Raw genomic sequence first — 24,351 nt, 5'->3', positions numbered from 1 at the left:
CGGGCTTGACCCTCACACTGTGTCAGGCCCTCCACTGGAAGGCGTCATGTTCATCATCGGAGACTTCGCCAAGCACGGCCGGGTATCGGTCCGCATGCTGCGTCACTACGACGCCCTCGGACTGCTGCGCCCGGCCCGTGTCGACCCCGTCAGCGGCTACCGCTACTACGAGGCCGGGCAACTCGCCCGCCTCAACCGTGTCATCGCGCTCAAAGAGCTCGGCTTCAGCCTGGAACAGGTGGGCTCGATACTCGACGAGCTGGTGGGCGCGGAGGAGCTGCGCGGCATGCTGCGGCTGCGGCAGGCGGAACTGGAGTCGGCCATGGCCGCCGCGGCGGCCCGGCTGACCCAGGTCGAGTCGAGGCTCCGGACCATCGAGAACGAGGGAACCATGTCTGCCATCGACATCGTCGTGAAGAGCCTTCCGCCCGTCCGGCTCGCCGAACTGAGCGGGATCGCGGGGAGCTACGAGCCCCAGGACATCGGCCCGGTCATCGGCCCGCTGTTCGACGAGCTGTGCCGCCTCGTCGAGGAGGCCGGTGTGACGCCGACCTCCCCGGGCATCGCCTACTACGAGGACGCCGGCGACGCGGAGCGGCCCGGCGCCGTCCTGGTCCACGCGGGGCTGCCGGTGGCCGCCTCGGTGCGGGACGAGAACCTCGGCGGCAACGTACGGATCGTCGTGCTGCCGGGCGTCGAGCGGGCCGCGACGGTCGTGCACCGGGGTTCGATGGACTCCGTCCTGCCGGCCGCGCAGGCCCTGGCCCAGTGGATCGACGCGAACGGCGAGCGCTCGTCCGGGTACGCGCGCGAGCTGACCCTGGCCTGCCCGGAGGACCGCGACCAGTGGGTCACCGAGCTCCAGGAACCCCTGAGCGTCTGAGCCCGGACACCGCCTAAGCTCCGCTGATGCAGCGCGTACTCGTCGTCGGCATCAGCGGAGCCGGCAAGTCCACCCTGGCCCGGGAGCTCGAACGCCGGCTCGGGCTGCCGTACCACGAGATGGACGCCCTCCATTTCACCGGACCGGGGTGGACCGTCAGCGCGTCGTACGCGGCGGACGCGGCCGCCGTCGCGGAGGGCGAGCGGTGGGTCCTCGACTCCTACGGGCCCGAGGCCGTGCGCGACGTCCTGTGGCGGCGGGCCGACACCGTGGTGTGGCTGGACCACCCGCGCCGCCTCGTCATGTGCCGGGTGCTGCTGCGCTCGCTGCGCCGCAGCCTGCTGCGGGAGCGGCTGTTCGGCGGCAACCGGGAGCGCTGGCGGGAGTGGCTGCGCGCCGACCACCCCGCGTGGTGGGCCTGGTCGCGGTACGCGTCCCGGCGCGCGGAGATCGGCCGGCTGGCCGGTGACGCGCGGTTCGCCCCGCTGCGGGTGGTGCGGCTGCGCTCGCCGAGGGCCGCCGACGCCTGGCTGCGCTCTCAGTGTCCGGCCGGGCGGCGGCCGCGGACGTAGTCGCAGCCGCGCACGGTGCTGCGGCGGGCCGAGCGCAGCCGGCGCATCGTGGCGTGCCCGCGGCGGCGCCACTCGGACCGGGGCAGCCCGGCGCGCTGGCCGCCGCCGGTGATCAGTGCGTTGACGGGTACGTGTGGGTCGGCCGCGAGCCCCTTGGCGACCAGGACCCCGACCACGAGCGGAACCAGGGCCACGGCCAGCGCCGAACCGGCGGTGGTCACGTGCCGCTGAACGCGCGGGCGGTTCGCGGTGCGCGTGGCGGCGGCGGTGGCGGCGGCGGTGGCGGTGGGGGCTTCGGAGGTCATGCCCCCCCCGCCGCCCTCAACTCTGTCTAGGACACGACCCCCCCCGTAAGGGTTCACCCATGTCCCGTCCCGGAGCCGCCCGCGCCCTGGTCGCAGGCACCCTCCTCACCCTGCTCCCCGCTTCCCCCGCGGCCGCGCACGAAGGACCGTACGACCCGGGATCCGCCCACCTCGCGCCGCACGTCGCCCCAGAACGGGTGCGCCGCGAGGTCAGCCCGGACGAGCGGCGCAACCTCGGCGAGGACCACGCGCAGGAGCACGCCCGCACCCGGCTCGCCCTGCGGGACGCCGCCGACTACCCCGACACCACCCGCAAGGCCCGCCTCAAGGCCCTCACCGCCTCACAGACCGAGGGCAACGCGGAGTTCAGGCCTGAGGTGTACGGAGCCTTCAAGGAGTACTTCGACTCCCCGGACTTCGCCGCGCACATCGCCCTGCTGCCCACCGGCAAGGTGCTGCTCTTCTCCTTCGAGCGGATCGAGACCAACCCCACGAAGGAACCCGCCCCGACCAACATCATCGGACCCTCGAACGCCGGCCGGGCCTTCCTCTGGGACCCGGCCAAGGGCACCGGGTCAGCCGCCTTCACCAAGGTCACCCCGCCGGTGGTCGACATGCCCGACGGCACCAACTCGCCGCGCCCCGCGCCGTTCTTCTGCTCCGGGCACTCCTTCCTGCCCAACGGCATGCTCGGCGTGTTCGGCGGCAACCTCGGCGCCAACGGCGGCAGCGGCGCCAAGCTCTCGCTCGTCTTCGACCCGTGGACCGAGACCTGGAGCCGCAACCAGGACATGGCCACCGGTCGCTGGTACCCCTCCGTGGTGACCGCGGCGGACGGCCGCCAGCTCATCATGTCCGGCCAGTCCGAGCTGGGCTGGGGCACGCCGACCTCCCTCGTGGAGCGCTTCCCCGCCCTGGGCCACCCCGTGCCCCGGGAGAAGAAGGACGTGCCCCGCGACCTCCCGATCGGCCCCTTCAAGGCGAAGGCCCCCTTCACCCGCGACTACCCGCACCTCTTCTCGCTCCGCGACGGCCTGGTCTACGGCCTCGGCCGGGTCCACGACGAGCAATGGGCCTTCGACCCCGTCGACGAGTCCCGCACCGACCTCCCGGCCCGCCCCGACGGCACCTCCCGGGTGTACGGGGGAGCCGTGCCGCTGCCCGGCGGGTACGAGGGCCCCAACTCGGCGCTGATCATCGGCGGCGACCGCAACGACCCGAACACGTACAAGCTGTCCGAGGGCCGCTGGACCGTCGAGAAGCCCCGGGCCTTCGGCCGCACCCAGGACAACACCCTGCTGATGCCGAACGGGACCCTGCTGACGGCGAGCGGCGGATACGACATCCGCGACTACGGCAACGGGGTCCTGAACCCCAACGCAGACCTGAAGTACCGCCAGTTCGAGCTGCGCGACGCGCAGGGCAACTGGAAGCTCGGGCCCGCCCAGCGGCTGCCCCGCGGCTACCACTCCAACGCCCTCGTGCTCCCCGACGGCCGTGTCATGGTCACCGGGGACGAGCTCCAGCAGCTCGCCAACGACGCCGACATCACGGACGAGATGAACGGCACCATCGAGATCTACGAGCCCGCCTACCTCCACCAGGGCGCCCGCCCCGTGCTCGACAAGGTGCCCGCCGGACCGCTCGGCCACAACACCCGCTTCGAGGTCACCACGAGCACGCCGGACCAGGTCAGGCGGGCCGTGCTGCTGGCGCCCACCACCGCCACGCACGCGGTCAACACCAGCCAGCGCCACCTGGAGCTGCGCGTCAAGCGGCGCGCGGGCAACGTCCTCACCCTCCAGGCCCCGCCGAACGCCGCCGCCGCGCCGCCCGGCCACTACATGCTCTTCCTCCTCGACGCCAAAGGCGTGCCCAGCGTCGCGCAGCGGATCAAGCTCGACGCGGGGACCCCCGCCGCGCCGCTGCGCTGAGCGCCCCCACCGTTCTCACGAACCCCCTCTGGCCGTCCGCCCCCACTGGGGAGCATCAGCCGCGTGACGAACTCGTGTCCGGCCCGGTGGGCCGTACCGGCCAGGCAGCACGCATACGGCTGGGTCCCGCCTGGTATTCCGGCGAGTACCGTGACACGCTCGAGGAGAACCAGCCTGGTCTGGTGGGAGACCCCGCGTCGCCGCACGGTCACCTCAGGTGACCGGCGGAGGGTACGGGTGGTCTCGCTCGGCTTTGTACGGCCTCTGCAGCCGTGCGCTTGACGGCCTTCTCCGCCCGAATCCGGGAGCCGACCGTAATGGGCTCCGATCCGAACGGCGGATCAGACCATGCGCCCCGCTCCGAACTTCGACGTCACCATGCACACCGGCCGGGCCGTTGTGGCCGTAGCGGGCGACGTCGACATCGAGACCTGCCCTTCCGCCACCGAGCCCACTGCCGGAATCGACCTGCGCGGGCTGGTTCTCGTCCCGGAGCTGCGCGGCGTACCCGACCAGCCGTCGCGGGTGCTGCAGCCCACCGGCACCCGGGACCTGTTCGCTCTCCACCCTCCATCCGCCTCGCCATGAGCACGCCACCGCCGGCAGCCGCGCACACGGAAGACCAGCGGGGTCGCGAGGAGCACCAGAACCTGCTCGCAGGCGGTGGGACCGGATCACCTTGACACAAGTATGCGATGAGGATTTCCTGTAATCAGTCACGTATGCCTCATCGGGGCATACCTCCTTCGGCTCGGCCGGGAGAACCCATGACTCCCCCCTGCACACCCGTCTCGCCCACGCCGCAGCAGACAGCGGCCCCGGGCCTGTACCTGGGCGTGGACCCCTGCGTCGACGGGGTGATCGTCACCATCCGGGGAGAGATCGACCTCTGCAACTCCCTCCACCTGCGGAGCGTGCTCACGACGGTCCTGTGTTCGTACGAGGGGGCGGTCACGCTGGACATGTCGGCGGTCACGTTCTGCGACTGTTCCGGGCTGAACGAGCTCTTGCGCGCCCGCCACCAAGCTGAGGGCGAAGGCCGGCCGCTGACGATCCGGGCCGCGAGCCGCCGCACCGCCCGCCTGCTCGAGCTCACGGAGACCGCCGCCCTCTTCCGACCCGGCAGCCGGCCTGCCCAGGGCCGTTCCCGTACGGTGTGCCGGCCCGCTGCCGACCAGAACGCGGAGCCGGACACGGGGCGGGCGGGCACACCCACGGACTTCAGAGCGGACCTTCAGCTCATCGGGGACACCCTCCTGGTCACCCTGCACGGGGAACTCGACCTCCTGTGCCGTCCCGACCTCCTGGCGGTGGTCGCTCCGCATACGGTGGCGATCGTCGTAGACCTGCGGGACGTCCCGTTCATGGACCTGAGCGGCCTCCGGTTCCTCGCCGCGCTGGAGCAACGCGCCAACGAGCACGGCGCCGCGCTGCTGACCACCGGATGGCAGCCGGCCCCGCTCCGCCTCACCGACGCCGTCACCCGTGCCCACCGGGCCTTCCCCGTCCTCTCCCGCTACGTACGGCTACGCCGGACGCGGGAACTACGGGCAGTCCTCACCTACCGGGCAGCGCTGCGCAGGGCCATCGGGATCGCCGATGCACAAGGCTGGGAGAAGTCCGCGACAGCCCTGGCCCAAACCTGCGCCTCAATGCGCCCACAGCCGCCGCTGTGAGCCGTTTCGCCGCACGGAAAGGCGCACGTTCGTCAAGGAGACCTCTCCCGGGGCGCTCCGATGTGCCGGGCCCGATCGGAGGTGTCCGCGGCCTGTTCGCACATCGGTGCCCCCTGGCGGGGGAACCCTGCAGCCGCTGCGTGGATTCGCCCCGCTCCTCTTCCACCCGCGCTGAATGGATCCCCCCGTGGCCTCTCCTGCCGACCCGCCCGTTCCCTCCGCGCAGAACTCCGCGACCCTGTCCCTTATACACATCCTGGAGCGGGGCACCGCCGGAGGAGACGACCTGGAAGGAGGCGAAGTGGTCCGCGGTGGCTTCGGGGTGGGCGGCGAGCGCCATGAAGGCGGTCGCGGGGCCCACGGTGTAGGCGGGGCGGTGTTCGAGGAAGGCGTCGAGGACCACGCCGGCGTCGAAGCGGTGGGCGAGGACGAGGGTGCCCGCGTTGGTGAAGCAGGCGGCGAGCTCGCAGACCATGCCGGTGATGTGGAAGAGCGGGGCGAGGGCGAAGTAGCCGGCGCCCTCGGGGAGCGGGTGGCCGGTGACCTGGCGCACGGCGTTGTGGGTGAGCGCGCCGTGCGGGTTCATGGCGCCCTTGGGGGCGCCGCTGGTGCCGGAGGTGTAGCTGATGAGGGCGGTGTCGGCGGCCGTCAGGCACGGGTCGGGCGGGGCCGGGCGGCCCCGGCGGGCCACGGCGGCGAGATCGGCGGCGTCGGCCGCCTGCTCCGGGCGGCCCGGCGCGAGGACCCGTACGTCGTCTCGGGTCTGGAAGTCCAGGTCGGACGCGGTCAGGACGGTCCGTACGCCGCTCCCCCGCGCGGCTTCGCGCAGGTACGCCGACCAGGCGCGGGCGTCGCAGACGAGGGCGGCGGCGCCGGAGTCGCGCAGGATGTGGGCCGCCTCGCCGGACTTGTACATCGGGTTGAGCGGGACCACGACCGCCCCGGCCTTCCAGGCGGCCAGGACGGCGAGGACGAAGTGCGGGGTGTTCTGGAGCATGACCGCGACCCGGTCCCCGCGGGATATGCCCCGCTCCGCGAGGTGGCCGGCGAGGGAGTCGGAGAGCGCGTCGGCCTCGGCGTAGCGCAGGCGGCCGTCGAAGTAGGCGAGCGCGGTGCGCTCCGGGGCGCGGCCGACGGCGGCCCGGAAGGCGTGCAGGACGCTGGGCGGGGGCGTGACGGGCGCCCGCTGCGCGGGGCTGAGCCGTGCGAGCCAGGGCTTCGCGCCGTAGGGGGAAGGGACCTCGGAAGGGGCCTCGGCCGGGACTTTTGCGGGGGACGCGGTCACCGGGCCTCCCAGGTGCGCTGCAGCCGGTTCATGCCGCTGAGCCAGCGGTCCGGTTCGGTGGCGCGGGCGGCGTAGAAGTCCGCGACCTCGGGGTGCGGGAGGATCAAGAACCGGCCCTTCTCCATGCCGTCGAACGTGGCGTCCACGACCGCTTCGGGCTCGATCGCGGTCGGCGCGAGGACCAGCTCGCCCGCCGATCCGGCGGCGGTGAGCATGTCGGTCCGGACCCCCTGCGGGCAGATGGCGTGGACCTGGAGCCCGCGGTGGCGGTAGGTGAGCGAGAGCCATTCCGCGAAGGCGAGCGCGCCGTGCTTGGTGACACTGTACGGGGCCGCCCCGATCATGGTGAGCAGTCCGGCGGCCGAGACGGTGGAGACGAAGCGGCCGCTCTCGCGCTCCAGCCAGTCGGGCAGCAGCAGCCTGGCCGCGCGGACGTGGGCCATGACGTTGGTGTCCCAGGCGGCCTCCCAGACGGCCTCCTCCGCGAAGGCGTCGCCGCCGGAGGCCAGTCCGGCGTTGGCGCAGTAGACGTCGACCGTGCCGCCGAGGGCCTCGCGGGCCTCCTCGACGACGGCCGAGGCGTCGCCGGGCACGGCGATGGCGCGGGCGCCGATCGCGCCGGCGACGGCGGCGGCCTTGGCGGGGTCGAGGTCGTTGACCACGACCGTGGCCCCCTCGGCGGCGAAGCGGTGGGCGAGGGCCGCGCCGATGCCGCCGCCCGCGCCGGTGACGACGACTCGCTGGTCCTGGAACGCGTTCACGGGTCCACCCTTCGTGGCCTGCTGCCGAATGCCGGATCCCGGCAGACTAACCAGTCGGTATGTCCTGGCGGAAGGGTGCGGAGCCCTACTTTGGCGCGATGACGCTGACGCGACGCGGGTTGCTGGGTCTGGCCGGGGCGGCCCCGTACCCCGACCCCTGGCCGCCCGCCGGTGTAGTAGACCACCGCCCGGCCCTGCCCCCAGCAGGCCGAACGGTCGTCCTTCCACCTCCCACCGCGGTCGGACATGACGACGCCCCGGCCCACCGTCTCCGCAAAGGCAAAGGACCGGGGCATCTTCATGAGCGACCACTACCCCGTGATCGGCCGCTGAGCCACCCCCCTGGGGTGCCCGCCGTGATCCGGCGGGCACCGCCGGCCCGGGCCGGGCGGGCTCAGCCGGAGGCCTTCGCGCGCTCCCACTCGCTCGCGTAGTCGTTGAAGATCTGGCGCAGGTGGTGGCCGATCTTCAGGTAGTCCAGGTCGTCGAGGTTGGCCAGCGAGACGCGGACCGACCACTGGGGGCCGTCGAAGCCGCCGCCGTTGAGGAGGACCACCGAGGTCTGTTCGGCGAGGCGGAACAGCGGGTCGACCGGTTCGTAGTTCTTCTCCAGGAAGTCCGCGAAGTCCTTGCCGTGCACCCGCTCCGCCTCGGCCAGCAGGTCGAGCTCGATGTAGTACCCGGCCCGCTTGTCGTCGTCGGAGATCTTCATCTGGGCGCCCTCCAGCAGGAGGTCGAGCCTGCGGTGGACGATCTGCCGGATGCGCTCCTTGTACGCCTGGCCCTCGTCCAGCATGTCGAAGAGCGAGAAGAGCGTCATCATCGTCTGCTGCGGCAGCGAGAGGCCGGCCGTGTGGTTGAGGGCCACCGACCGGGAGTCCGCGACGAGCCGGTCGATGAAGCGGATCTTCTCCGGCTCCAGGGTCAGGGTGCCGTACCGCTTGGCGAGCCGGTCCTTCTGGTCCTGGGGGAACGCCGCGATCATCGCGTCGATGACGTTGTCGTCGTGCAGGCCGATGACGCCGAGCCGCCAGCCCGTGCACCCGTAGTGCTTGGAGTACGAGTACACGAGCAGCGTGTTGCGCGGCAGGTCGGCGGCGATGGAGCGGAAGCCGGGCACGAAGGTGCCGTACACGTCGTCCGTGACGATCAGCAGGTTCGGGTTGCTGGTGGCGACGATGTCCTTGATCTGGTTCGCCACCCGCTCGCTCAGGGCGAGCGAGGGCGGGTTGCTCGGGTTGACCAGGCAGACGAGCTTCACCGAGGGGTCGGCCAGCTTGGCCACCTCCTCCTGCGGGTAGCGCCACTGCCGGACCCCGGTCTCGGTGAACAGGCTCGCGGAGACGTTGACGACCTCGAACTCGAAGGTGTCGAGCTCGGGGATCTCGATGTACGGGGTGAACACCGGTGTCATCAGGGCGATCTTGTCGCCCTTGCGCAGGATCCCGTTCTTCATCAGGGAGTCGAAGATGTAGCACATGGCGGCGGTGCCGCCCTCGGTGGCGAACAGCGACAGGTTGTTGCCCTCGGGCGGCCGCTTGTCGAACATCTCGTCCGCCACGTACCCGCGCACGATCTGCTCCGCGTGCTTCAGCATCCGGTCCGGGACCGGGTAGTTGTCACCGGTGATGGAGTCGGTGAGCTCGTGCACGAAGGCGTCCTTGTCGAACGGCCAGCGCGAGAGCGCGTACTGGACGCAGGCGGCCAGCATCTCCACGCCCGGCAGGTCCGGGTGGCGCCGCGTCCACGATTCGAACCGGTCCCCGATGCCCTTCTTCTCCGGCATCCCGCCGAGGTTGTCGGCGGTCCACACCCGCCGGGACTCCTCCAGGGCGAAGTAGCCCAGCGCGTAGAAGGCCTCGCGCGGTCCGGTGGCGATCCAGTTCGGGTTGCCGCGGCCCGCGTTGAGCATGGCGCGCGCGGTCGTGTCCTTCTGGCCCGGCTTGTCGGCCTGGGCGGCGGTGGCGAGCTGAATGAACTTGTCCTTCAGCTCGAAGGGGCTGAGCTGCGCGAAGGACTGGATCTCCTCGCGGCTGAAGGTGGTCTCCGGCACGGTGGTTTCCTTTGCGTCGAGGGGCGGGTTCGGAGCCTTCTGGTCGCCGGAGTTCGAGTACGCCGAGACCGACATCCACTCGCGCAGCTTGTCGCGCTCGTGGGTGAGCTCGTGGATGTCGGTCTCGGCGTACTCGAACTCCGGCGACCAGAAGAGCGCGTCGAAGGGGCACACCTCGATGCAGATGCCGCAGTACATGCAGAGGGAGAAGTCGATGGCGAAGCGGTCGAGGACGTTGCGGCTGCGCTCACGCCCGCCGGGGGCGGCGGCCGGCACCGTCTCCTTGTGGGAGTCGATGTAGATGCACCAGTCGGGGCACTCGCGCGCGCACAGCATGCAGACCGTGCAGTTCTCCTCGAACAGGCCGATGACCCCGCGCGAGCGCGGCGGGAGTTCGGGCTGCACGTCGGGGTACTGGGCGGTGTGCGAGCGCTTCGTCATCGTGCGCAGCGTCACGGCCAGGCCCTTGGCGAGACCGGATCCGGGGATGGGGGGCATTTACTGGATCGCCACCTTCACGATGCCGGTGAGCGCGATCTGGGCGAGCGCGAGCGGGATGAGCACGGTCCAGGCCAGCTTCTGCAGCTGGTCCTCGCGCAGTCGGGGGTAGGACACGCGGAGCCAGATCACCACGAAGGCGAGCGCGGCGATCTTGATCAGGGTCCAGGCCCAGCCGAAGTCGTCGCCGCCGAAGGGGCCGTGCCAGCCGCCCAGGAAGAGGACGGTGGTGAGGGCGCAGAGGACGACGATGCCCGCGTACTCGGCGAGCAGGAACAGCGCGAAGCGCAGGCCGGTGTACTCCGTGTACGCGCCGAAGATGATCTCGGAGTCGGCGACGGGCATGTCGAAGGGGGGCCGCTGGAGTTCGGCGAGGCCGGCGGTGAAGAAGACGAGCCCGCCGACGATCTGCCAGGGCAGCCACCACCACTCGAAGGCGCCGACGATGCCGGGGAGGGAGACGGTCCCGGCGGCCATGGCGACCGAGGCCGCCGCGAGCAGCATGGGGAGCTCGTAGGCGAGCAGCTGCGCGGCGGTGCGGAGGCCTCCGAGCATGGAGAACTTGTTGGCGGAGGCCCAGCCGGCCATGAGCGAGCCGAGCACTCCGATGCCCATGACGGCGAGCACGTAGAAGATTCCGGCGTCGATGACCTGGCCGACCGCGCCCTTGCCCGGGCCGATGGGGATGGCGATGAGGACCAGGAGGTACGGGAGGAGGGCGACGGCGGGGGCGAGCTGGAAGACGCGGCGGTCGGCGTTGGCCGGGACGATGTCTTCCTTCTGCGCGAACTTGACCCCGTCGGCGACGAGCTGGGCCCAGCCGTGGAAGCCGCCGGCGTACATGGGGCCGAGGCGGCCCTGCATGTGGGCCATCACCTTGTGCTCGGTCTGCCCGATGACGAGCGGGAGCACGAGGAAGACGGCGAAGACGACGATCAGCCGCAGGGCGACGTCGAGGACGTCGTTCACGCGGTGCCTCCGGTGGGGTCTGTGGTCGGGTCGCCGTCGGTCTCGACGGGGCCGACGGGGTCGGCGGAGCCGGCCTTCTCGCCGGGCCCGGCGGTGTCGGCCGGGTCGGCGGCGACGGCGGTGTCGGCCGGCGGCTCGTCGAAGGCGGGCTTCGGGTCGTGCCAGGGCGCGTCCGTGCTCCGGGGCCCGGACCGCTTCGCCGCCTCCGGCGCGGGTTCGGCGGCCTGGCTCGCCGAGCCGTCGGACGCGGAGCGGGTACGGCGGGGCGGGCGCGCGGCGGCGGCCCCCGGCCGAGAAGCCAGGGTGGTGGCCGGGATCAAGCAGCCCGTGCGCGGGAGTTCGTCGGGGGTGTCCTCCGGGTGAGGCCACGCCATGGGGACCGCCAGGCCGCCCCCCCCGTCCCTGGTGCCGTTCCAACCCTCGGGCTGCCCCGTTCCACCTTCTCCCGCACGGGTCGGGCCGGCCCCGCCGTCGGCCACGAGCCTTCCGTGCACGGATCGCGGAGTTGGGGGTGTTTACTCAACTTGAACGGTTCCATGCCGATTTCGATGCGATTCATGTCCCCCACCCCTCCCCCGGCGACCCGCCTGGAGATCGCCGCCGAGAGCCTGCGCCCCTCGGTGCGGGGCACGGCGTTCGTCATCGACATCAACGACGCCGCCACGCAGACCGACCTGTCCCGTCTCTACTTCAGCATGCTCAAGTCCCGTCGCCAGACGGCGCTCAAGGAGGACTCCTCCGACGCCGCGGTGCCCCGGCACCTGCTCAAGATCCAGCAGAGCCACCTCAACCCCATCCCGTACACGAGGCTCTTCCACGAGCCGAGTCCCGCCACCAAGGCGGCGAAGTACGACCAGCTCTCCGCCCTCCGCGACTCCGGGGAACTGCTCCGTACGGACTCGCTCAACACCGTCGCGGGTCTCGACGCCTTCGAGGCGATGGCCCTCCAGAGCACGCTGTCGCTGTCGCCCACCGAGGGCACGCGACCCGATGGCGCCGTCGAGTTCGGACTGTCGCGCCATCTGCCCCGGCTGCACACGATGAACCTGCTGTACACCACGGACGAGGGCGTCCTCCAACGCACCTTCCACGAGGTGGCCGCGACCTACCTCGCCGAAGACGCGCCCCAGGTGCTGACCGCTCGGCCGGAATCCTTCTTCGGAGCGCTCACGACGGCGCTCGCCCGGGCCGCCGGGGACACCGCTACCGACGCCCCCGCGCCGCCGGTACCGGGGCGCCGCCCCGACACCCACCCCGACATCCGGCGGATGCTCCGTCAGCTTCAAGGGGAGCACCGGTCCACCCCGGCCGCCCGCGCGCTGATCGCACGAGCGGCAGAGCACGGCCTGACGGTGGAGGACCTGTCCACCCGCCTCTTCACCGGCCGCGTCCACCCGATGGCCCACACCCTCGACCACTACATCGACCCGCCCCTGACCCCCGGATCGAGCCGGTCGACCACGGGCACCTTCGCGCTCGACGGCGCCGCGACCTTCCTGTTGAACCTGTACGCGGATGAACTCGCACGCCCCCTGGAGGTCACCGGACCCGACGGGACGACCGCGCGCTTCGGGCCCTCCACGTCCACCGCGACGCCGCTCCACGTCCGCTGGCAGGCCCGCACGGGCTGGGTCGCGGTGGCCGGCGCGGGGACGGTCTCCACGGACGACGGGGCTCCGGGCCCGTCGACGAAGTCCGGTACGAGGGACGGGGGATCAGCCGGCCCGAAGCCCGGTTCGCGCGGGCAGGACCGTACGGACCGCCGTGGTGGAGGCACGCGTACGGCAGCAGCTCCCGACGCGGGCCCGGACTCCACGCGGCCCGCCGCCGGCACGCCGGGCGGGCGCCGGCGGGGCGAGTTCGTCACCCGGGCCGTCGCCGCGCGGGAACTGCGCGCCTTCCACGGAGCGAGGACCGCCGCGGTCCACACCGAGCGCTTCGACCCGAAACTCCGCCAGTTGAACCCCCGCCCCGGTCACCTCGACGGGTCCGTCACCCTCATCCGCACCAACGTACGGCGTGAGCAGCTCGCCGACGGCCGCACGGTCCGCCACTTCTTCATCACGCTCCCCTTCAAACTCGCCGACGGTCTCACCACCACCGACCTCACCCGGCACCAGGAGCAGGCCCAGAAGATCCTCGACACGCACACCAACTCCGGCTACCGCCTGCCCGAAAGCGGCGACCAACTCCGTATCACCGCCGAATTCATCCACGCCCCGGACCACGGCGAAGCCGTCACCCTCACCGCGAATCCGAACCCCGGCCGAGCCGACCAACTCCACTGGGACACCCACCACAGCGACGCCACCCTCACCCACGAACTCCTCCACTACCTCGGCCTCGCCGACGAATACGCCGACACCCAGGAGACCGACCCCCACCTCTTCCGCCGCAACGACCGGGCCAGTGCCGTCCGCACCGAAGGCCTCATGGCGAGCACCCTCCAGCAGAACCTCCGCCACCTCCCCCACGACTACCTCGCCACCATCGAACGCGTCAGCAACAACGCGGTCATCCCCCTCCACACCACGACCACCGCAACCACCACCACCGCCACCACGGCCACCGCGGGTGCGGGTGCGCTCGAGGGCTGCGCGGGCACGGTGGGACCAGTGGGCGCGGTCGGGCCGGTGGGAGTGGCGGCCGTGCGCGTGGCCTCGTACGCGGCTTCGCGCGGAGCCGCGTACGGCACGTCGCGCGGCGCGTCCTGCGGTCCCCGGGGGGCGAAACCGGCCGGGACCGGGCCCAGTTGGTCGAAGACCTCCACCGGGACCTCGTCCGGGGCGGGCGGCGGTAGCAGCTCGACGGCCTCGGTGAGGGCCTTGCGCGCCCCTGTGGCCGTCTTGAACCTGCTCTGGGGGTCGGGCTGGAGCAGTGCGGCCAGGACGTCCCAGAGCGGGGCGGGGACGCCCTCGGGGGCGGCGGGGGTCCCGTGGGCGAAGAAGTGCTCCACGAGGGCCCGGGAGTCGGGCTTGGTGCCCTTCAGGAGGTAGAGGCCGACCAGCCCGACGGCGAACAGGTCCGCGGTGAAGTCGGGTTCGGCCCCGAGGAGTTGTTCGGGCGCGAGATAGCCCGGCGTGCCGACCACGAAGGCGGTCTCGGTCAGCCGGGGCTCGCCCTTGCGCATGGCGATGCCGAAGTCGGACAGCCGCAGGTGCGGCCGCCCGGTTCCAGTGGCCTCCATCAGGATGTTGGCCGGTTTGATGTCGCGGTGCACGACGCCTTCCGCGTGCACCGCCGCCAGACCCGACAGGAGCTGGTCGAGCAGTGTGCACACGAACCGGGGCGGCAGGGCCCCGTAGTCCCCGATCACGTGGGCGAGGGAACCGCCGGCGACGAGGTCCATGGTGAACAGGACCTTGTCGTCGTCCGCCGCCCAGCTGGCCGGGGCCAGTACGTGAGGGTGATCGATCCGCAGCGCCTGCTCGCGGACGAACCGCAGCAGGGTGTGGGCATCGCTCTGCAGGAGGACCTTCGCTGCGACGTACCGGCGGCGCCGGTGGTCCCAGGCACGCCATACGGCGCCTGCGCCGCCACGCCCGATCGGGTCGATCAGTTCGTACCGGCCGGCGAAGATCTCACCCATTGCTGCGCCCGTCCCCCGTCGTCAGCTGTGTCCGTTGCGTGCGCGGCGCGTCAGTTCTGGTGTGCCTCGTAGTGTGCGACCGCGTCGGAGGTGCGGCCCGCTCCGTACACCCGGAGGAACTCTGCCAGTTCCGGGTGGCTGGGGGCGAGGGTGTCCGCCGCTTCGATGATGTCGCCGGCCGCCGAGACCGAGCGCAGCAGCGACTGGATCTCGCGGACCACGCGCTTGACGGTGGGTGCGCCGGAGCCGGTGGCGGACTGGCTGCTGCTGTTGCTGAGGACGGAACCTCCCTGGGTCTTCTTGATCTCGTCCATCCGGTCGGTCGCCTCCGCCGCGCTGACGCTCCCGTCGGCCACCTGGCCGGCCAGGTCCTGGAGGGCCTGCACCCGCTGGACCACGGCGGGGTTGCCGATCTTGGCACGCTGTCCGCTCATCAGCTGGGACAGCATCGGCGCCGACAGCCCGAGGACGGCAGCGAGGCGGGCCTGGTTCAAGCCGAGGTCATCTATGAGCCGGCGGAAGAGCGCGCCGAGCGGCTCCCCGTACCAACTGCGCTGGAGTTCCCGGGCTCTGGCCGTAGCCTCTTGCTGTACTGCGTCCACTCTTACTACTCCCCTTCGCTGGTGCGAACCTCGCGAGCATCTTACGGAGAGTGGTCGCGGGGCGGGAGTCCCTATCATTTTGCGAGATGAGGGGGTACACCCGGTACTCTGTCCTTCGGAACGGCCTCCCCCTCCCCGGGGAGAACCACGTCCGGATCCGGGGCCTTAGCTCAGTTGGTAGAGCGCTGCCTTTGCAAGGCAGATGTCAGGAGTTCGAATCTCCTAGGCTCCACATACTGAATGCCCCCTGACCTGCGGAAACGCAGTGGCAGGGGGCATTTTTCATGCGCGCGGGTGCGCGCGGGTGCGCGCGGCATGCGGATCGGGGGGGCGGGCGGTCCCGGTCTTCCTCTTATACATATCTTACGCTGCCGACGACCTACGCCGGGCGCAACTCAGTGGTCCGTGCGCTGAGGCCGGGGGCCGCCGGCCCCCGGCGCCCCCCGGCCTCAGCGCACGGAAGCCCTGAGATGGTCGGCGGCCTCGCGCGCCGCGTCGACGGCTCCGGCGCGCGCGGCCTCGCGGTCGGTGTCGGCACGGGTGTAGGTGACGCGGACGACCATGTTGCTGAGCCGGAAGCAGACCTGCGCCGCGGCGGGGCGTTCGGGGTTCTCCGTCCGCGAGCGGACGAACGCCTCGTCGCCGATGGCCGTGACGTCCTCGGGGGAGGTCTTCTCCCAGCCCAGGGTCTTCCCGCGCTCCTCGCGGAGATCCTCTGCGGCGAGGTCCTCGGTGAGGACGGAGGACTGCAGGAAGATCCCTGCCCGGGTCGGGCTCTCCTCGCGCGGGGCGGACCAGCTGCACGAGCCCCGGCCCTCGCGGCCGCCGTAGGACGTGGGCACCAGCCGGTGGACGGTCTCCGGCGTCACCAGCTCGCAGTGGTGGGGCTCGGCGCCGAAGTCGCCCGGGTGGGTGCGCTGCCAGTGCTTCCACGCCGCGAGGGACAGGCCGGCGACGATGAGCATGGAGATCGCGACGAACGCGATCAGCGCACGCCGTTCACGGGCGGTGCGGCGGGGCACGGGTCTGCCGGGCGGTGTGGTCACCGCGGCAGCATAGGGGCCGGGCCCACGGACCGCACAAACGTTTCCGCGGACCGGCCGGCGCCGACCCGCGCATACCCGCGCCGACCCGCCACCGGCCCACGGCCGGGCCGCGGCCGGTCCGGTGGCACACTGGCCGCTGATCCGCCGAAGGGGAGTACGTCGTTGTCCATGTTCAGCAACCTGCGCCGGGCCGTGCGCCGCGGCTACCGGCGCACCGTCGACCTCAGCCACCCGGCGCGCTCTCCGCTCGGCAGCGCCGTCGTCAACTGCATCGTCTACCGGAACGGCGTGCGCCAGGACGGCTGCGCCGACGCCGCCGAGGCGCTGCGCCTGGTCCGCAAGACGGGCGACGGCTTCGTCTGGATCGGCCTCCACGAGCCCTCGCAGACCGAGCTCGCCGGACTCGCCGAGCTGTTCGGCCTGCATCCGCTCGCCGTCGAGGACGCGGTCCACGCGCACCAGCGGCCCAAGATCGAGCGCTACGACGAGACCCTCTTCGCGGTGCTCAAGACCGTGCGCTACGTGGAGCACGAGGAGCTGACCGCCACCAGCGATGTCGTCGAGGGCGGCGAGCTCATGGCCTTCGCCGGCGCCGACTTCGTCATCACCATCCGGCACGGGGGCCGCGGCACCCTCGGATCGGTCCGCGAGGAGCTGGAAGCCACCCCCGACCACCTCGCCAAGGGGCCGGTCGCCGTCCTGCACGCGATCGCCGACCACGTGGTCGACGAGTACGTGGCCGTCACGGACGCCGTGCAGAACGACATAGACGCCGTCGAGACCATGGTGTTCAGCGAGCACGGCGGGCGCGGCGACGCGGGCCGGATCTACCAGCTCAAGCGCGAACTGCTGGAACTGCGGCGGGCGGTGGCCCCGCTGAGCCGGCCGCTCCAGCAGCTGAGCACGCTGCCGATACCGGTCATCCCGCCGGAGATGCGCACCTACTTCCGCGACGTCGCCGACCACCTCACCCGCGCCACCGACCAGATCGGCGCGTACGACGCCCTCCTCGACTCCATCCTCCAGGCCCATCTCGCGCAGGTGACCGTCGCCCAGAACGAGGACATGCGCAAGATCACCGCATGGGCGGCCATCGTCGCCGTCCCGACGATGGTCTGCGGGGTGTACGGCATGAACTTCGACAACATGCCGGAACTGCACTGGACTTACGGGTACCCCTTCGTCATCGGCGTGATGGCCGTCGCCTGCTTCGTGATCCACCGGGGATTCCGGCGCAACGGCTGGCTCTGAGCGCGAGCCGCCCCGCCGATGCCGGGTAGGGTCCCGCTATTGGCGCGCGATGACGACGAACGGGCAGGTCAGGCATGGGGCAGGGGAACTGTCTCTTATCCCCATCCCCGAGCCCACGAGCCAGGCAGCAATGTGGCTGGGGGCCAGGATGGCTCCCTCCGGCGAGCCCGTCCGCCTCGGCGGCTCCGCGGTCCCGATCGGCCCCGGCCCGCAGGCCTCCGCCGCCGCGCCCGCCCACGCCGCCGCCGCGGACTCGGCGACCGGCTGGATCCGCCCGCCCGGCGGCGGCTCGGTGGTCGGCCCCGCGCCCGTCCCCTCCGTACCCGGGCCCGCCGGCCCGGCACCGGACAGCGGACGCTGGCGGCCCTGGCGCTTCCGCATGTCCAACGAGGTCTGGGGCACCCCGACCGTCGCCGGCGACCTGCTGTACGTCACCTCCTTCGAGGTCCACGCCCTGGACGTGGCCAGCGGCCGCCGCCAGTTCAAGACCCGCGACGTCGCCTGGTCCATGGCCGTCGCCGACGGCCGCATCCACGCCTCCGACGGCCCCTCCCTCGACGCCGGCGACGGCTCCGAGCGCTGGCGCCTGTCCACCGACGCCTGGGTCTACGCGCTGCGCGCCGACCGGGGCACCGTGGTCACCGCCACGCGCGGCGGCGGAGTACAGGCCTGGGAGGCCTCCAGCGGCCACAAGCTGTGGGAGCTCACGGGCGCGCAGAGCGATTTCGAGACCACCGAGGCGGCGCCCGTCCTGCACGACGGCACGGTGTACGTGTGGCAGGACGCGCGGCTGCGCGCCCTGGACGCCCGCTCCGGCCGCGAGTCCTGGTCCTACCCGGTCGGCGACGCGGGCTCCTGCGGAAACGTGCCGGTGCGCGTCGCACCGGCGGCGGACGGCAACGTCTACGTCTGCGCGGGCACCCGGGTGATCTCCATCGACCGGGCCTCCGGCCGGGTCCGCTGGCACTTCGAGGCCCCCGCCGTGTTCCTGGCGCCCCCGGCCTTCGCGCCCGGCGCGGCCGTCACGGGCGGCGGCGTCTACCTCGCCGACTACCTGGGCACCGTGTACGCCCTGGACGCGGCCACCGGCAAGGACCGCTGGCGCATCGCCACCGAGCCCCGCCCGTCGGCGGACCCGGTCATCGTGGCCGCCGGCAACGTCCACCTGGGCGCGGGCAGCGCGGTGTACACGCTCGACGCGGTCACCGGCACCCCGAAGTGGCGGTTCGCGGCGGGCGGCGAGATCACCGGCTCGCCCGCGGTCGCGGACGGCCGGGTCCACTTCGGTTCGGCCGACCACTGCCTGTACACCCTCGACGCGGCGGGCGGCCAGCTCCGCTGGAAGCTGGCCACGGGCGGGGAGATCACCGGGGCCCCGGTGGCCGAGGCGGGCGTGGTCTACGCGTGCAGCAAGGACCGCTGCGTGTACGCCCTCGACGCCGCCAAGGGCACGGGTACCCGTACGGGCGGCTGAGCCGGGACCGGGCCGGGAGCGGGCCGGGACCCGGGCCGCGGCTGAGCTGCGGTGGAGCTTCCGCGGAGCCGTCGCGGAGCCGTACGGGGGCCGCCGCTGAGCCGTCCGGGGGTCGCGTCATGGCCCCCTCCGGGTCGCGCAGCACACCGGGAGTGACAGGATGGACCCCATGAGCAACGTATTCTTCGACATCACCATCGACGGCCAGCCCGCCGGCCGCATCGTCTTCAACCTCTTCGACGAGGTCGTCCCGAAGACCGCCCAGAACTTCCGCGAGCTCGCCACCGGCCAGCACGGCTTCGGCTACGCGGGTTCCCCGTTCCACCGCGTCATCCCGCAGTTCATGCTGCAGGGCGGCGACTTCACCCGGCAGAACGGCACGGGCGGCAAGAGCATCTACGGCGAGAAGTTCGCCGACGAGAACTTCGAGCTGAAGCACACCCGCCCGTACCTGCTCTCGATGGCGAACGCCGGCCGCAACACCAACGGCTCGCAGTTCTTCATCACCACGGTCGTCACCCCGTGGCTCGACGGCAAGCACGTCGTCTTCGGCGAGGTCGTCGAGGGCACGGAGCTCGTCGACCAGATCGAGAAGCTCGGCACCCCCTCGGGCTCCACGCGCGGCAAGATCGAGGTCGCGGCCTCCGGCGTCGTCGAGGCCTGATCCCCACCCCGCCCGCAACGGCACGGCCAGCCGGCCGTCCTGGGTCCAGATCCGGGCCTGGCCCAGTCCCCGGCCCGCGGCCGCCGAGGGCGACTCCTGGTCGTACAGCAGCCACTCGTCGGCGCGGAACGGCCGGTGGAACCACATCGAGGGGTCCAGGGAGGCGCCCACCACGTCCCCCACCACCCGGCCGCCCCGCCGTCCACCCGGGCCGCCAAGCCGAGCCGTACGCCCGCCGCGACCGCCGGCGGCGGTTCCGGGGGTGCGGGCGGCTCCTCCGGCGAGTCCGGGGCGGAGTCCGCGGTCCTCTCCCTGGTCAACAAGGAGCGGGCCGCGGCCGGGTGCGGTGCGCTGACCGCGAACGCGAAGCTGAGCGCCGCGGCACGGACGTACAGTGACACCATGGCCCGCAGCGGCGTCATGTCCCACACCGGACCCGACGGGTCCACCATGACCACCCGCGTGGAAGCCGCCGGATACGGCTGGTCCCGCCTGGGCGAGAACATAGCCCGCGGCCAGGCGGACGCCGCCGCGGTCATGAAGGCGTGGATGAACAGCCCGGGCCACAAGGCCAACATCCTCAACTGCGACTTCCGGGAGATCGGCATAGGCCTCCACCAGGGCGACGGCGGCCCCTGGTGGACACAGAACTTCGGGACGCCGAAGTAGCAGCCACTCCCTCACCCGGCCCCCGCCCTCCGGCGGGGGCTCACGTCCTCCGACCCGTACGCGGGCCAGGAGGGCATCGGTGTTTCCCCCGCGGTCCGCGCCCGTCACGGGGGGAGGCGGTGACGGGCGGCCCGGCGCGCGTCACGGGGGGAGGCGGTGACGGGCGGCCCGGCGCGTCGGACACTATGGGGCCGTGCCCCGAATTCCGCGCTACCTGCTCATATGGCTGTCGTGCACGGCCGCCAGCGTGACCGCCGTGCTCGGCACGGTCCAGTTCGTGGTCGGTTCGACCAGGCATACGCCGCCGGTCGCGAGGTCCGCCCCCGTGGTCGTCGAAACGCCGCCGGCCTGGCTGGCGTCGCAGGGCCAGTCTCCGAGCCCGCAGTCCCCGAGCGCACCCCCCGGCGGTTCGCCCTCCGCGACCGAGCGAACGTCGCCCCCGGCTTCGACGCCCACCCCCGTGAAGGCCTCGTCGGGAACCCCCCGGCCGACAGCGCCCAAGTCGGCCGTCGACTGCGACGAGGGCGGAGCCGGCCTGCACACCGTCCCCTCGCAGGGCGGCAAGGTCACCGTCCGCTACGGCAGCCGCGGAGTGTGCCTGATCTCCGCGGTGCCCGGCCAGGGATACAAGACCAGTACCGCACAGACCGCCGACGACACCCTGACCGTCACGTTCACCAGCGCGGACCACCGCTCTGTCGTCACGGCGACCATCACCCCTTCGGCGAAGGCCAGCGTGCGCGAGACGTCCTTCTGACCTTCCGGCCTTCCGGCCTTCCGGCCTTCTGGATTCCCCTCGGCCCACTGATCCCTTTCGCCGTTTTCACCCCCTTGCGTGCGCTCATCGCCCGAGCTCGTGAAGCGGAAGATGAGCTGTTCCTTAGGGGAACCTCAAGATCGCGTCCACACGGTTCCGGCGGCCTCCAGCGGTCCTATGCTCGCGTCAGCCGAGCGGCCTTCGGCGCCCGGGCACGACTGCTCCGGCGACCCGTCGACCCGTCGCGCCCTCGGCTTCACCGATCCGGAAGGCGCTCCGCCCTTCCCGTAGTCCGAACCGTGCCTTGGGGTGTCTTCGCCATGACTTCTCGCATACTCCGACCCGTCCGTGCCGCCCGCCGCACGACGAGCCCCCGCTCCGCCACGCCCCTGAGCGTGCGGCTGCCCCTGGTGGCCGCGGTCGTCGTCGCCGCCGGGCTGACCGCCGCGTGCGGCCCGGCGGCCCAGCCCACCGGCGCCGCCGCGCCGACCACGGCCGGACAGCCGTCGCAGAGCCTCCCGGCCGGAACGGAGTCCGCGTCCGCCGAGGCGTCCCCGACCGCTTCCGTCACGCCCACGGCGTCGCCGTCCGCCAGTGCCTCGGCCGGCGCCTCGCCGACCCCCTCGCGCGCCAAGGCCGCCACGCCGCCGTCATCGACCCTGATCGTGCCTCCGTCTCCGCCTCCTCCGCCGCCCTCCCCGGACCAGCCGGGAACCGACGAGGGAGCCGACGCCGGAAGCGATGCGGGTACCGGCGGCCGCTGAAGCGGCACCGCACGGCCTGCCTCCCCGAGGGCCAACCGGCCCTCGGGGAGGCTTCGCCGTGCGTCAGCGCACGCGGCCGTACATGTTCGGGTTGTACGCGCTGAAGCTGGAGACGCGGACCTGCTTGCCCGGGCGCGGAGCCTCGATGTACTTGCCGTCGCCGAGGTAGACCGCGACGTGGTGGATGCCCGACACGTTTCCGTTCGAGGTCCAGAACACCAGGTCGCCGCGGCGCAGTTCGGAGCGGGAGATCGGGGTCGTGGCGCGGTACTGGTCGGAGGCGACGCGGGGGAGGGAGATGCCCGCGGAGCGGTAGGCCGCCTGGACCAGGCCCGAGCAGTCCCAGCCGTGCGGGCCGTTGCCGCCCCAGACGTACGCGTCGCCGAGATGGCTGTTCGCGAAGGAGATCGCGCCCTCGGTGCCCTGGCGAAGGGGACTGCCTGAGCCGGACGGGGCGCCGCCGGAGCCGCCCGAGCTGCCCGAGCCGCCCGTGGAGCCGGACGAGCCCGAGGAGCCCGAGGAGCCGGTGCGGCCGGCGTTGCGCTCGTACTTGTCCTTGTGGCTGGTCCAGCGCCACCAGCCGGTGGCGTCCTTGTACCAGTACACGCGGTCCGTCGCGTCCCAGCCCGCGCGGCCGCGGAAGGCCGGCTCCGAGGTGCGTACCGGGGAGGCGGCGGACGAGGAGGGCTTGGCGGCGGACGAGGAGGGCTTGGCGGCCGCGGAAGCGCCGCTGTTCGCCGCGTACTTGCTGTAGTGCTGGGTCCAGCGCCACCAGCCGGTCGCGTCCTTGTACCAGTACTTCGAGCCGTCCCAGCCCGCCTTGGCCGGCGCGGGCTCGGCGGACGCGGTGGTCACACCGGTGCCCATCAGCAGGGTGGCGCCGACGGCCGCGACCACGGCCCCGCGCAGGGTGCAGCGACGGCGACGGGCCGTGGAGGTCACGGCCGTCGTGCCGCGGGCACAGCCTGCGCAGTCGCAGACGTCGGGTATTTCCTCGGTGAACTCGGGCGTGCGCATGCGTGGTTCCTCTCTCATCGGGGGTGTGCTCTCAGCGGGCGTCGGCGGCAGGGCCGCGCGCCGTGTAGAAGGCCACGGTCAAGTCCTTGACCAGTGCCTTGCGTTCGTAGTCGTCCAGGCCTACGAGCCCCCGGTCGGACATCCGGTGAACGGTGTCGTCGACCGCGTCGAGCACGGAGGTGAGGACGGTGTCCCGGTGCCGGGCGTCGATCGAGGCGACTTGGCGGCGCTGCATCGCGGCGGCGACCTCGGGCGCGTACTCGATCCGCAGCGGCCGGGCGGAGAAGACCTCGACGCCGACCGCCTTGCACTCGGCGGCGAGCAGCCGGGTCAGTTCGTCGCCGACGGCCTCGGTGTCGCGCAGGGTCCGGGGTTCGGCCGGCTCCGGGCCGAAGGAGTCGGCGGGCATCCGGGAGAGCACCCGGGCGGTCGCGGACTCCACCTGCCCGCGCAGATAGTCGGTGTGGTCGTCCACGGCGAGCAGGGCGCGGGCGGTGTCCTTGATCCGCCACACGACGAGGACGACGGCCCGCAGTGCGGTGCCTTCGGCGTCGACGACGGGGAGCGGCTCGCTGCGCCAGTGGCGCAGCCGGACGTCGACCCGCGTGTGCCGGGGCAGCGGGTTGGACCAGAGGAGACCGGTACGCCGGATCGTGCCCCGGTAGCGGCCGAAGAGGGTCAGTGACCAGGCCCGGCCGGCGCGGCCCCGGCGCAGTCCGCAGAGGGCGGCCAGGACGATCGCCGCGCAGCCGCCGACGAGGGCGAGCGGCCAGGCCTCGGCGGGGGAGGCGGAGGCGGAGGCGCGGAGGTCCTCGTGGTGCGCGAGGGTGGCGGCGCCGGCCGCGGCGAGCGAGGCGGCGAACAGGGCCCACCAGCCGGAACAGGCGCGCGCGGGGTGTTCGCCGAGCTCGGGGTCGAGGACGGCGGGCAGGGTGCGTGGGGCCCCCGGTGGCCTCGGGCACGGGCGGGCCCATGTGCAGCGGGCGCCGGACCGGGGCCGGGGCGGCGGGGCTCGACGGAGCCTGGGCCTGCGGGGCCACCAGGCCGCCGAGGTCGAGGGCGCCGGAGTCCCGGCCGCCGGCCTCGTGCGCGCCGGCGCTGTAGGAGGCGGGGTCGGCGAAGGAGGGCTGCTGCGCGAAGGAGGGCTCGGAGAAGGACTGCTCCGGGAAGGACTGCTGCGGGTAGCCCGCGCCCTCGTAGGAGAGCGGGGCGGCGGCCGGGACCGGCTGCTGGTACCCGGGGATCCCCGGGTACTCGGCGTACGGCGCGTCCGCGTACGCGGCGGGCTCGGGGAAAGCGGGCTCGGGGAAGGCGGGCACCGGCGGGACGACCTGGGGGTCGCTCCACGCGCCCTGACTGCTGGGCATCAGCAGCAGTTCCTCGTCCTCGGGCTCGGCCTGGTCGTCCACGAGGTCCTGGAAGGCGTAGCCCCCGGTCGCGGGCGGGGACACGGGGACCGGGGCGGGGACGCCCGGCTGATCCACCATGCCCGTGCTGTCCGGGAAACCCTCGCCCGGAACCTGGCCGGTGTCAGTCATGCGTACCCCTCGCCCATCGGTGTTGCCTCTTCGACCGCCCGGCG

20 protein-coding genes, 1 tRNA gene and 3 pseudogenes are annotated in these 24,351 nt (G+C 72.5%); 12 read left to right on the top strand and 12 right to left on the bottom strand.

Going from position 1 to position 24,351, the window contains the following annotated elements; all coding sequences use genetic code 11:
* The first annotated feature begins 46 nt into the window (after positions 1-46).
* Positions 47-883, top strand: coding sequence for a MerR family transcriptional regulator (locus DRB89_RS41825; protein ID WP_112453008.1), 837 nt, complete (start codon positions 47-49; stop codon positions 881-883).
* A 26-nt stretch (positions 884-909) separates the two neighbouring features.
* Entirely contained in the window at positions 910-1,455 is a 546-nt protein-coding gene (locus DRB89_RS41820) for an adenylate kinase (protein WP_112453009.1), read from the top strand.
* On the opposite strand, the gene DRB89_RS41815 is transcribed toward DRB89_RS41820, so the two are convergent.
* Positions 1,422-1,760: a hypothetical protein gene (locus tag DRB89_RS41815; protein ID WP_112463794.1), complete on the bottom strand. Its 339-nt coding sequence runs from the start codon at positions 1,758-1,760 to the stop codon at positions 1,422-1,424. The genes DRB89_RS41820 and DRB89_RS41815 overlap by 34 nt on opposite strands.
* A 59-nt stretch (positions 1,761-1,819) precedes the next feature.
* Between DRB89_RS41815 and DRB89_RS41810 the strand changes: the two genes are divergently transcribed.
* The 3 genes from DRB89_RS41810 to DRB89_RS41800 all read left to right on the top strand — a co-directional run bounded on the left by DRB89_RS41810 (position 1,820) and on the right by DRB89_RS41800 (position 5,370).
* Positions 1,820-3,694, top strand: coding sequence for a glyoxal oxidase (locus DRB89_RS41810; protein WP_112463793.1), 1,875 nt, complete (start codon positions 1,820-1,822; stop codon positions 3,692-3,694).
* 348 nt (positions 3,695-4,042) lie between these two features.
* The gene (locus DRB89_RS41805; RefSeq protein WP_112452037.1) at positions 4,043-4,282 is read left to right on the top strand and encodes a hypothetical protein; all 240 of its coding nucleotides are present in this window, start codon (positions 4,043-4,045) and stop codon (positions 4,280-4,282) included.
* Positions 4,283-4,461: 179 nt separating this feature from the next.
* Entirely contained in the window at positions 4,462-5,370 is a 909-nt protein-coding gene (locus DRB89_RS41800) for an STAS domain-containing protein (RefSeq protein ID WP_162688962.1), read from the top strand.
* Here DRB89_RS41800 and DRB89_RS41795 read toward each other — a convergent pair.
* From DRB89_RS41795 to DRB89_RS41750, 7 genes and pseudogenes are all read right to left on the bottom strand, one after another.
* Entirely contained in the window at positions 5,252-6,655 is a 1,404-nt protein-coding gene (locus tag DRB89_RS41795; protein WP_239516687.1) for a long-chain fatty acid--CoA ligase, read from the bottom strand. The genes DRB89_RS41800 and DRB89_RS41795 overlap by 119 nt on opposite strands.
* Positions 6,652-7,416, bottom strand: a complete 765-nt coding sequence (locus DRB89_RS41790) for an SDR family oxidoreductase (protein WP_112453012.1) — start codon at positions 7,414-7,416, stop codon at positions 6,652-6,654. The genes DRB89_RS41795 and DRB89_RS41790 overlap by 4 nt, the downstream gene beginning before the upstream one ends.
* A 394-nt stretch (positions 7,417-7,810) precedes the next feature.
* A complete protein-coding gene (locus DRB89_RS41785) occupies positions 7,811-9,967 on the bottom strand; it encodes a bifunctional aspartate transaminase/aspartate 4-decarboxylase (RefSeq protein WP_112463792.1) in 2,157 nt (718 codons plus the stop codon).
* Positions 9,968-10,936: a complex I subunit 1 family protein gene (locus DRB89_RS41780; RefSeq protein WP_112452133.1), complete on the bottom strand. Its 969-nt coding sequence runs from the start codon at positions 10,934-10,936 to the stop codon at positions 9,968-9,970.
* Positions 10,933-11,310: a hypothetical protein gene (locus DRB89_RS45735; RefSeq protein ID WP_239516685.1), complete on the bottom strand. Its 378-nt coding sequence runs from the start codon at positions 11,308-11,310 to the stop codon at positions 10,933-10,935. Before DRB89_RS45735 ends, DRB89_RS41780 begins: the two co-directional genes overlap by 4 nt.
* A gap of 2,324 nt (positions 11,311-13,634) precedes the next feature.
* Positions 13,635-14,525, bottom strand: a pseudogene (locus DRB89_RS41755) (serine/threonine-protein kinase); the annotation flags it as partial.
* Between the two features lie 50 nt (positions 14,526-14,575).
* Positions 14,576-15,127 (bottom strand): DNA-binding protein, encoded by a 552-nt coding sequence (locus DRB89_RS41750; protein ID WP_112449601.1) that lies wholly within the window; start codon positions 15,125-15,127, stop codon positions 14,576-14,578.
* A 159-nt stretch (positions 15,128-15,286) separates the two neighbouring features.
* Here DRB89_RS41750 and DRB89_RS41745 point away from each other — a divergent pair.
* Positions 15,287-15,359: transfer RNA gene (locus tag DRB89_RS41745), tRNA-Ala, on the top strand.
* 217 nt (positions 15,360-15,576) lie between these two features.
* Here the strand turns inward: DRB89_RS41745 and DRB89_RS41740 are convergent.
* A complete protein-coding gene (locus DRB89_RS41740; RefSeq protein ID WP_162688961.1) occupies positions 15,577-16,173 on the bottom strand; it encodes a hypothetical protein in 597 nt (198 codons plus the stop codon).
* A 168-nt stretch (positions 16,174-16,341) separates the two neighbouring features.
* Here DRB89_RS41740 and corA point away from each other — a divergent pair, with 168 nt between their 5' ends.
* From corA to DRB89_RS41725, 3 genes and pseudogenes are all read left to right on the top strand, one after another.
* Positions 16,342-17,424: a magnesium/cobalt transporter CorA gene (gene corA, locus DRB89_RS41735; RefSeq protein WP_112452051.1), complete on the top strand. Its 1,083-nt coding sequence runs from the start codon at positions 16,342-16,344 to the stop codon at positions 17,422-17,424.
* Between the two features lie 157 nt (positions 17,425-17,581).
* Positions 17,582-18,898: pseudogene (locus DRB89_RS46210) on the top strand (PQQ-binding-like beta-propeller repeat protein); the annotation flags it as partial.
* Between the two features lie 169 nt (positions 18,899-19,067).
* Entirely contained in the window at positions 19,068-19,562 is a 495-nt protein-coding gene (locus DRB89_RS41725; RefSeq protein WP_112451118.1) for a peptidylprolyl isomerase, read from the top strand.
* Positions 19,563-19,583: 21 nt separating this feature from the next.
* Here DRB89_RS41725 and DRB89_RS41720 read toward each other — a convergent pair.
* Positions 19,584-19,760: pseudogene (locus tag DRB89_RS41720) on the bottom strand (acyl-CoA thioesterase II); the annotation flags it as partial.
* Between DRB89_RS41720 and DRB89_RS41715 the strand changes: the two are divergent.
* The 3 genes from DRB89_RS41715 to DRB89_RS41700 all read left to right on the top strand — a co-directional run bounded on the left by DRB89_RS41715 (position 19,698) and on the right by DRB89_RS41700 (position 21,752).
* Positions 19,698-20,231 carry a CAP domain-containing protein gene (locus DRB89_RS41715; protein ID WP_204358185.1) on the top strand — a complete coding sequence of 178 codons (534 nt, stop codon included), beginning with the start codon at positions 19,698-19,700 and terminating at the stop codon, positions 20,229-20,231. The pseudogene DRB89_RS41720 and the gene DRB89_RS41715 sit on opposite strands and share 63 nt — an antisense overlap.
* Before the next feature lie 193 nt (positions 20,232-20,424).
* Positions 20,425-20,988: a hypothetical protein gene (locus DRB89_RS45715; protein ID WP_239516683.1), complete on the top strand. Its 564-nt coding sequence runs from the start codon at positions 20,425-20,427 to the stop codon at positions 20,986-20,988.
* 320 nt (positions 20,989-21,308) lie between these two features.
* The gene (locus tag DRB89_RS41700) at positions 21,309-21,752 is read left to right on the top strand and encodes a hypothetical protein (protein WP_162688960.1); all 444 of its coding nucleotides are present in this window, start codon (positions 21,309-21,311) and stop codon (positions 21,750-21,752) included.
* A 63-nt stretch (positions 21,753-21,815) separates the two neighbouring features.
* Here DRB89_RS41700 and DRB89_RS41695 read toward each other — a convergent pair whose 3' ends face one another.
* On the bottom strand, positions 21,816-22,769 hold the full coding sequence (locus DRB89_RS41695) for a C40 family peptidase (RefSeq protein WP_112452868.1): 954 nt from the start codon (positions 22,767-22,769) through the stop codon (positions 21,816-21,818).
* 31 nt (positions 22,770-22,800) lie between these two features.
* Entirely contained in the window at positions 22,801-23,484 is a 684-nt protein-coding gene (locus DRB89_RS41690) for an SPFH domain-containing protein (RefSeq protein WP_343234859.1), read from the bottom strand.
* Between the last annotated feature and the right edge of the window lie 867 nt (positions 23,485-24,351).

The organism is Streptomyces sp. ICC4, assembly GCF_003287915.1.
GTDB classification, from domain to species: Bacteria; Actinomycetota; Actinomycetes; order Streptomycetales; family Streptomycetaceae; genus Streptomyces; species Streptomyces tritrimontium.
Note: the sequence above shows the minus strand (reverse complement) of the source record. Positions and strands in the feature narration are given on the sequence as shown.

Excerpts from the sequence above, each read along its gene's own strand:
- DRB89_RS41820 (WP_112453009.1), top strand. The coding sequence starts at position 910 with ATGCAGCGCGTACTCGTCGTCGGCATCAGCGGAGCCGGCAAGTCCACC.
- DRB89_RS41810 (WP_112463793.1), top strand. The coding sequence starts at position 1,820 with ATGTCCCGTCCCGGAGCCGCCCGCGCCCTGGTCGCAGGCACCCTCCTC.
- DRB89_RS41695 (WP_112452868.1), bottom strand. The coding sequence starts at position 22,769 with ATGCGCACGCCCGAGTTCACCGAGGAAATACCCGACGTCTGCGACTGC.
- DRB89_RS41700 (WP_162688960.1), top strand. The coding sequence starts at position 21,309 with ATGACTTCTCGCATACTCCGACCCGTCCGTGCCGCCCGCCGCACGACG.
- corA (WP_112452051.1), top strand. The coding sequence starts at position 16,342 with ATGTTCAGCAACCTGCGCCGGGCCGTGCGCCGCGGCTACCGGCGCACC.
- DRB89_RS41815 (WP_112463794.1), bottom strand. The coding sequence starts at position 1,760 with ATGACCTCCGAAGCCCCCACCGCCACCGCCGCCGCCACCGCCGCCGCC.
- DRB89_RS41805 (WP_112452037.1), top strand. The coding sequence starts at position 4,043 with ATGCGCCCCGCTCCGAACTTCGACGTCACCATGCACACCGGCCGGGCC.
- DRB89_RS41785 (WP_112463792.1), bottom strand. The coding sequence starts at position 9,967 with ATGCCCCCCATCCCCGGATCCGGTCTCGCCAAGGGCCTGGCCGTGACG.
- DRB89_RS41825 (WP_112453008.1), top strand. The coding sequence starts at position 47 with ATGTTCATCATCGGAGACTTCGCCAAGCACGGCCGGGTATCGGTCCGC.
- DRB89_RS41725 (WP_112451118.1), top strand. The coding sequence starts at position 19,068 with ATGAGCAACGTATTCTTCGACATCACCATCGACGGCCAGCCCGCCGGC.
- DRB89_RS41800 (WP_162688962.1), top strand. The coding sequence starts at position 4,462 with ATGACTCCCCCCTGCACACCCGTCTCGCCCACGCCGCAGCAGACAGCG.
- DRB89_RS45735 (WP_239516685.1), bottom strand. The coding sequence starts at position 11,310 with ATGGCGTGGCCTCACCCGGAGGACACCCCCGACGAACTCCCGCGCACG.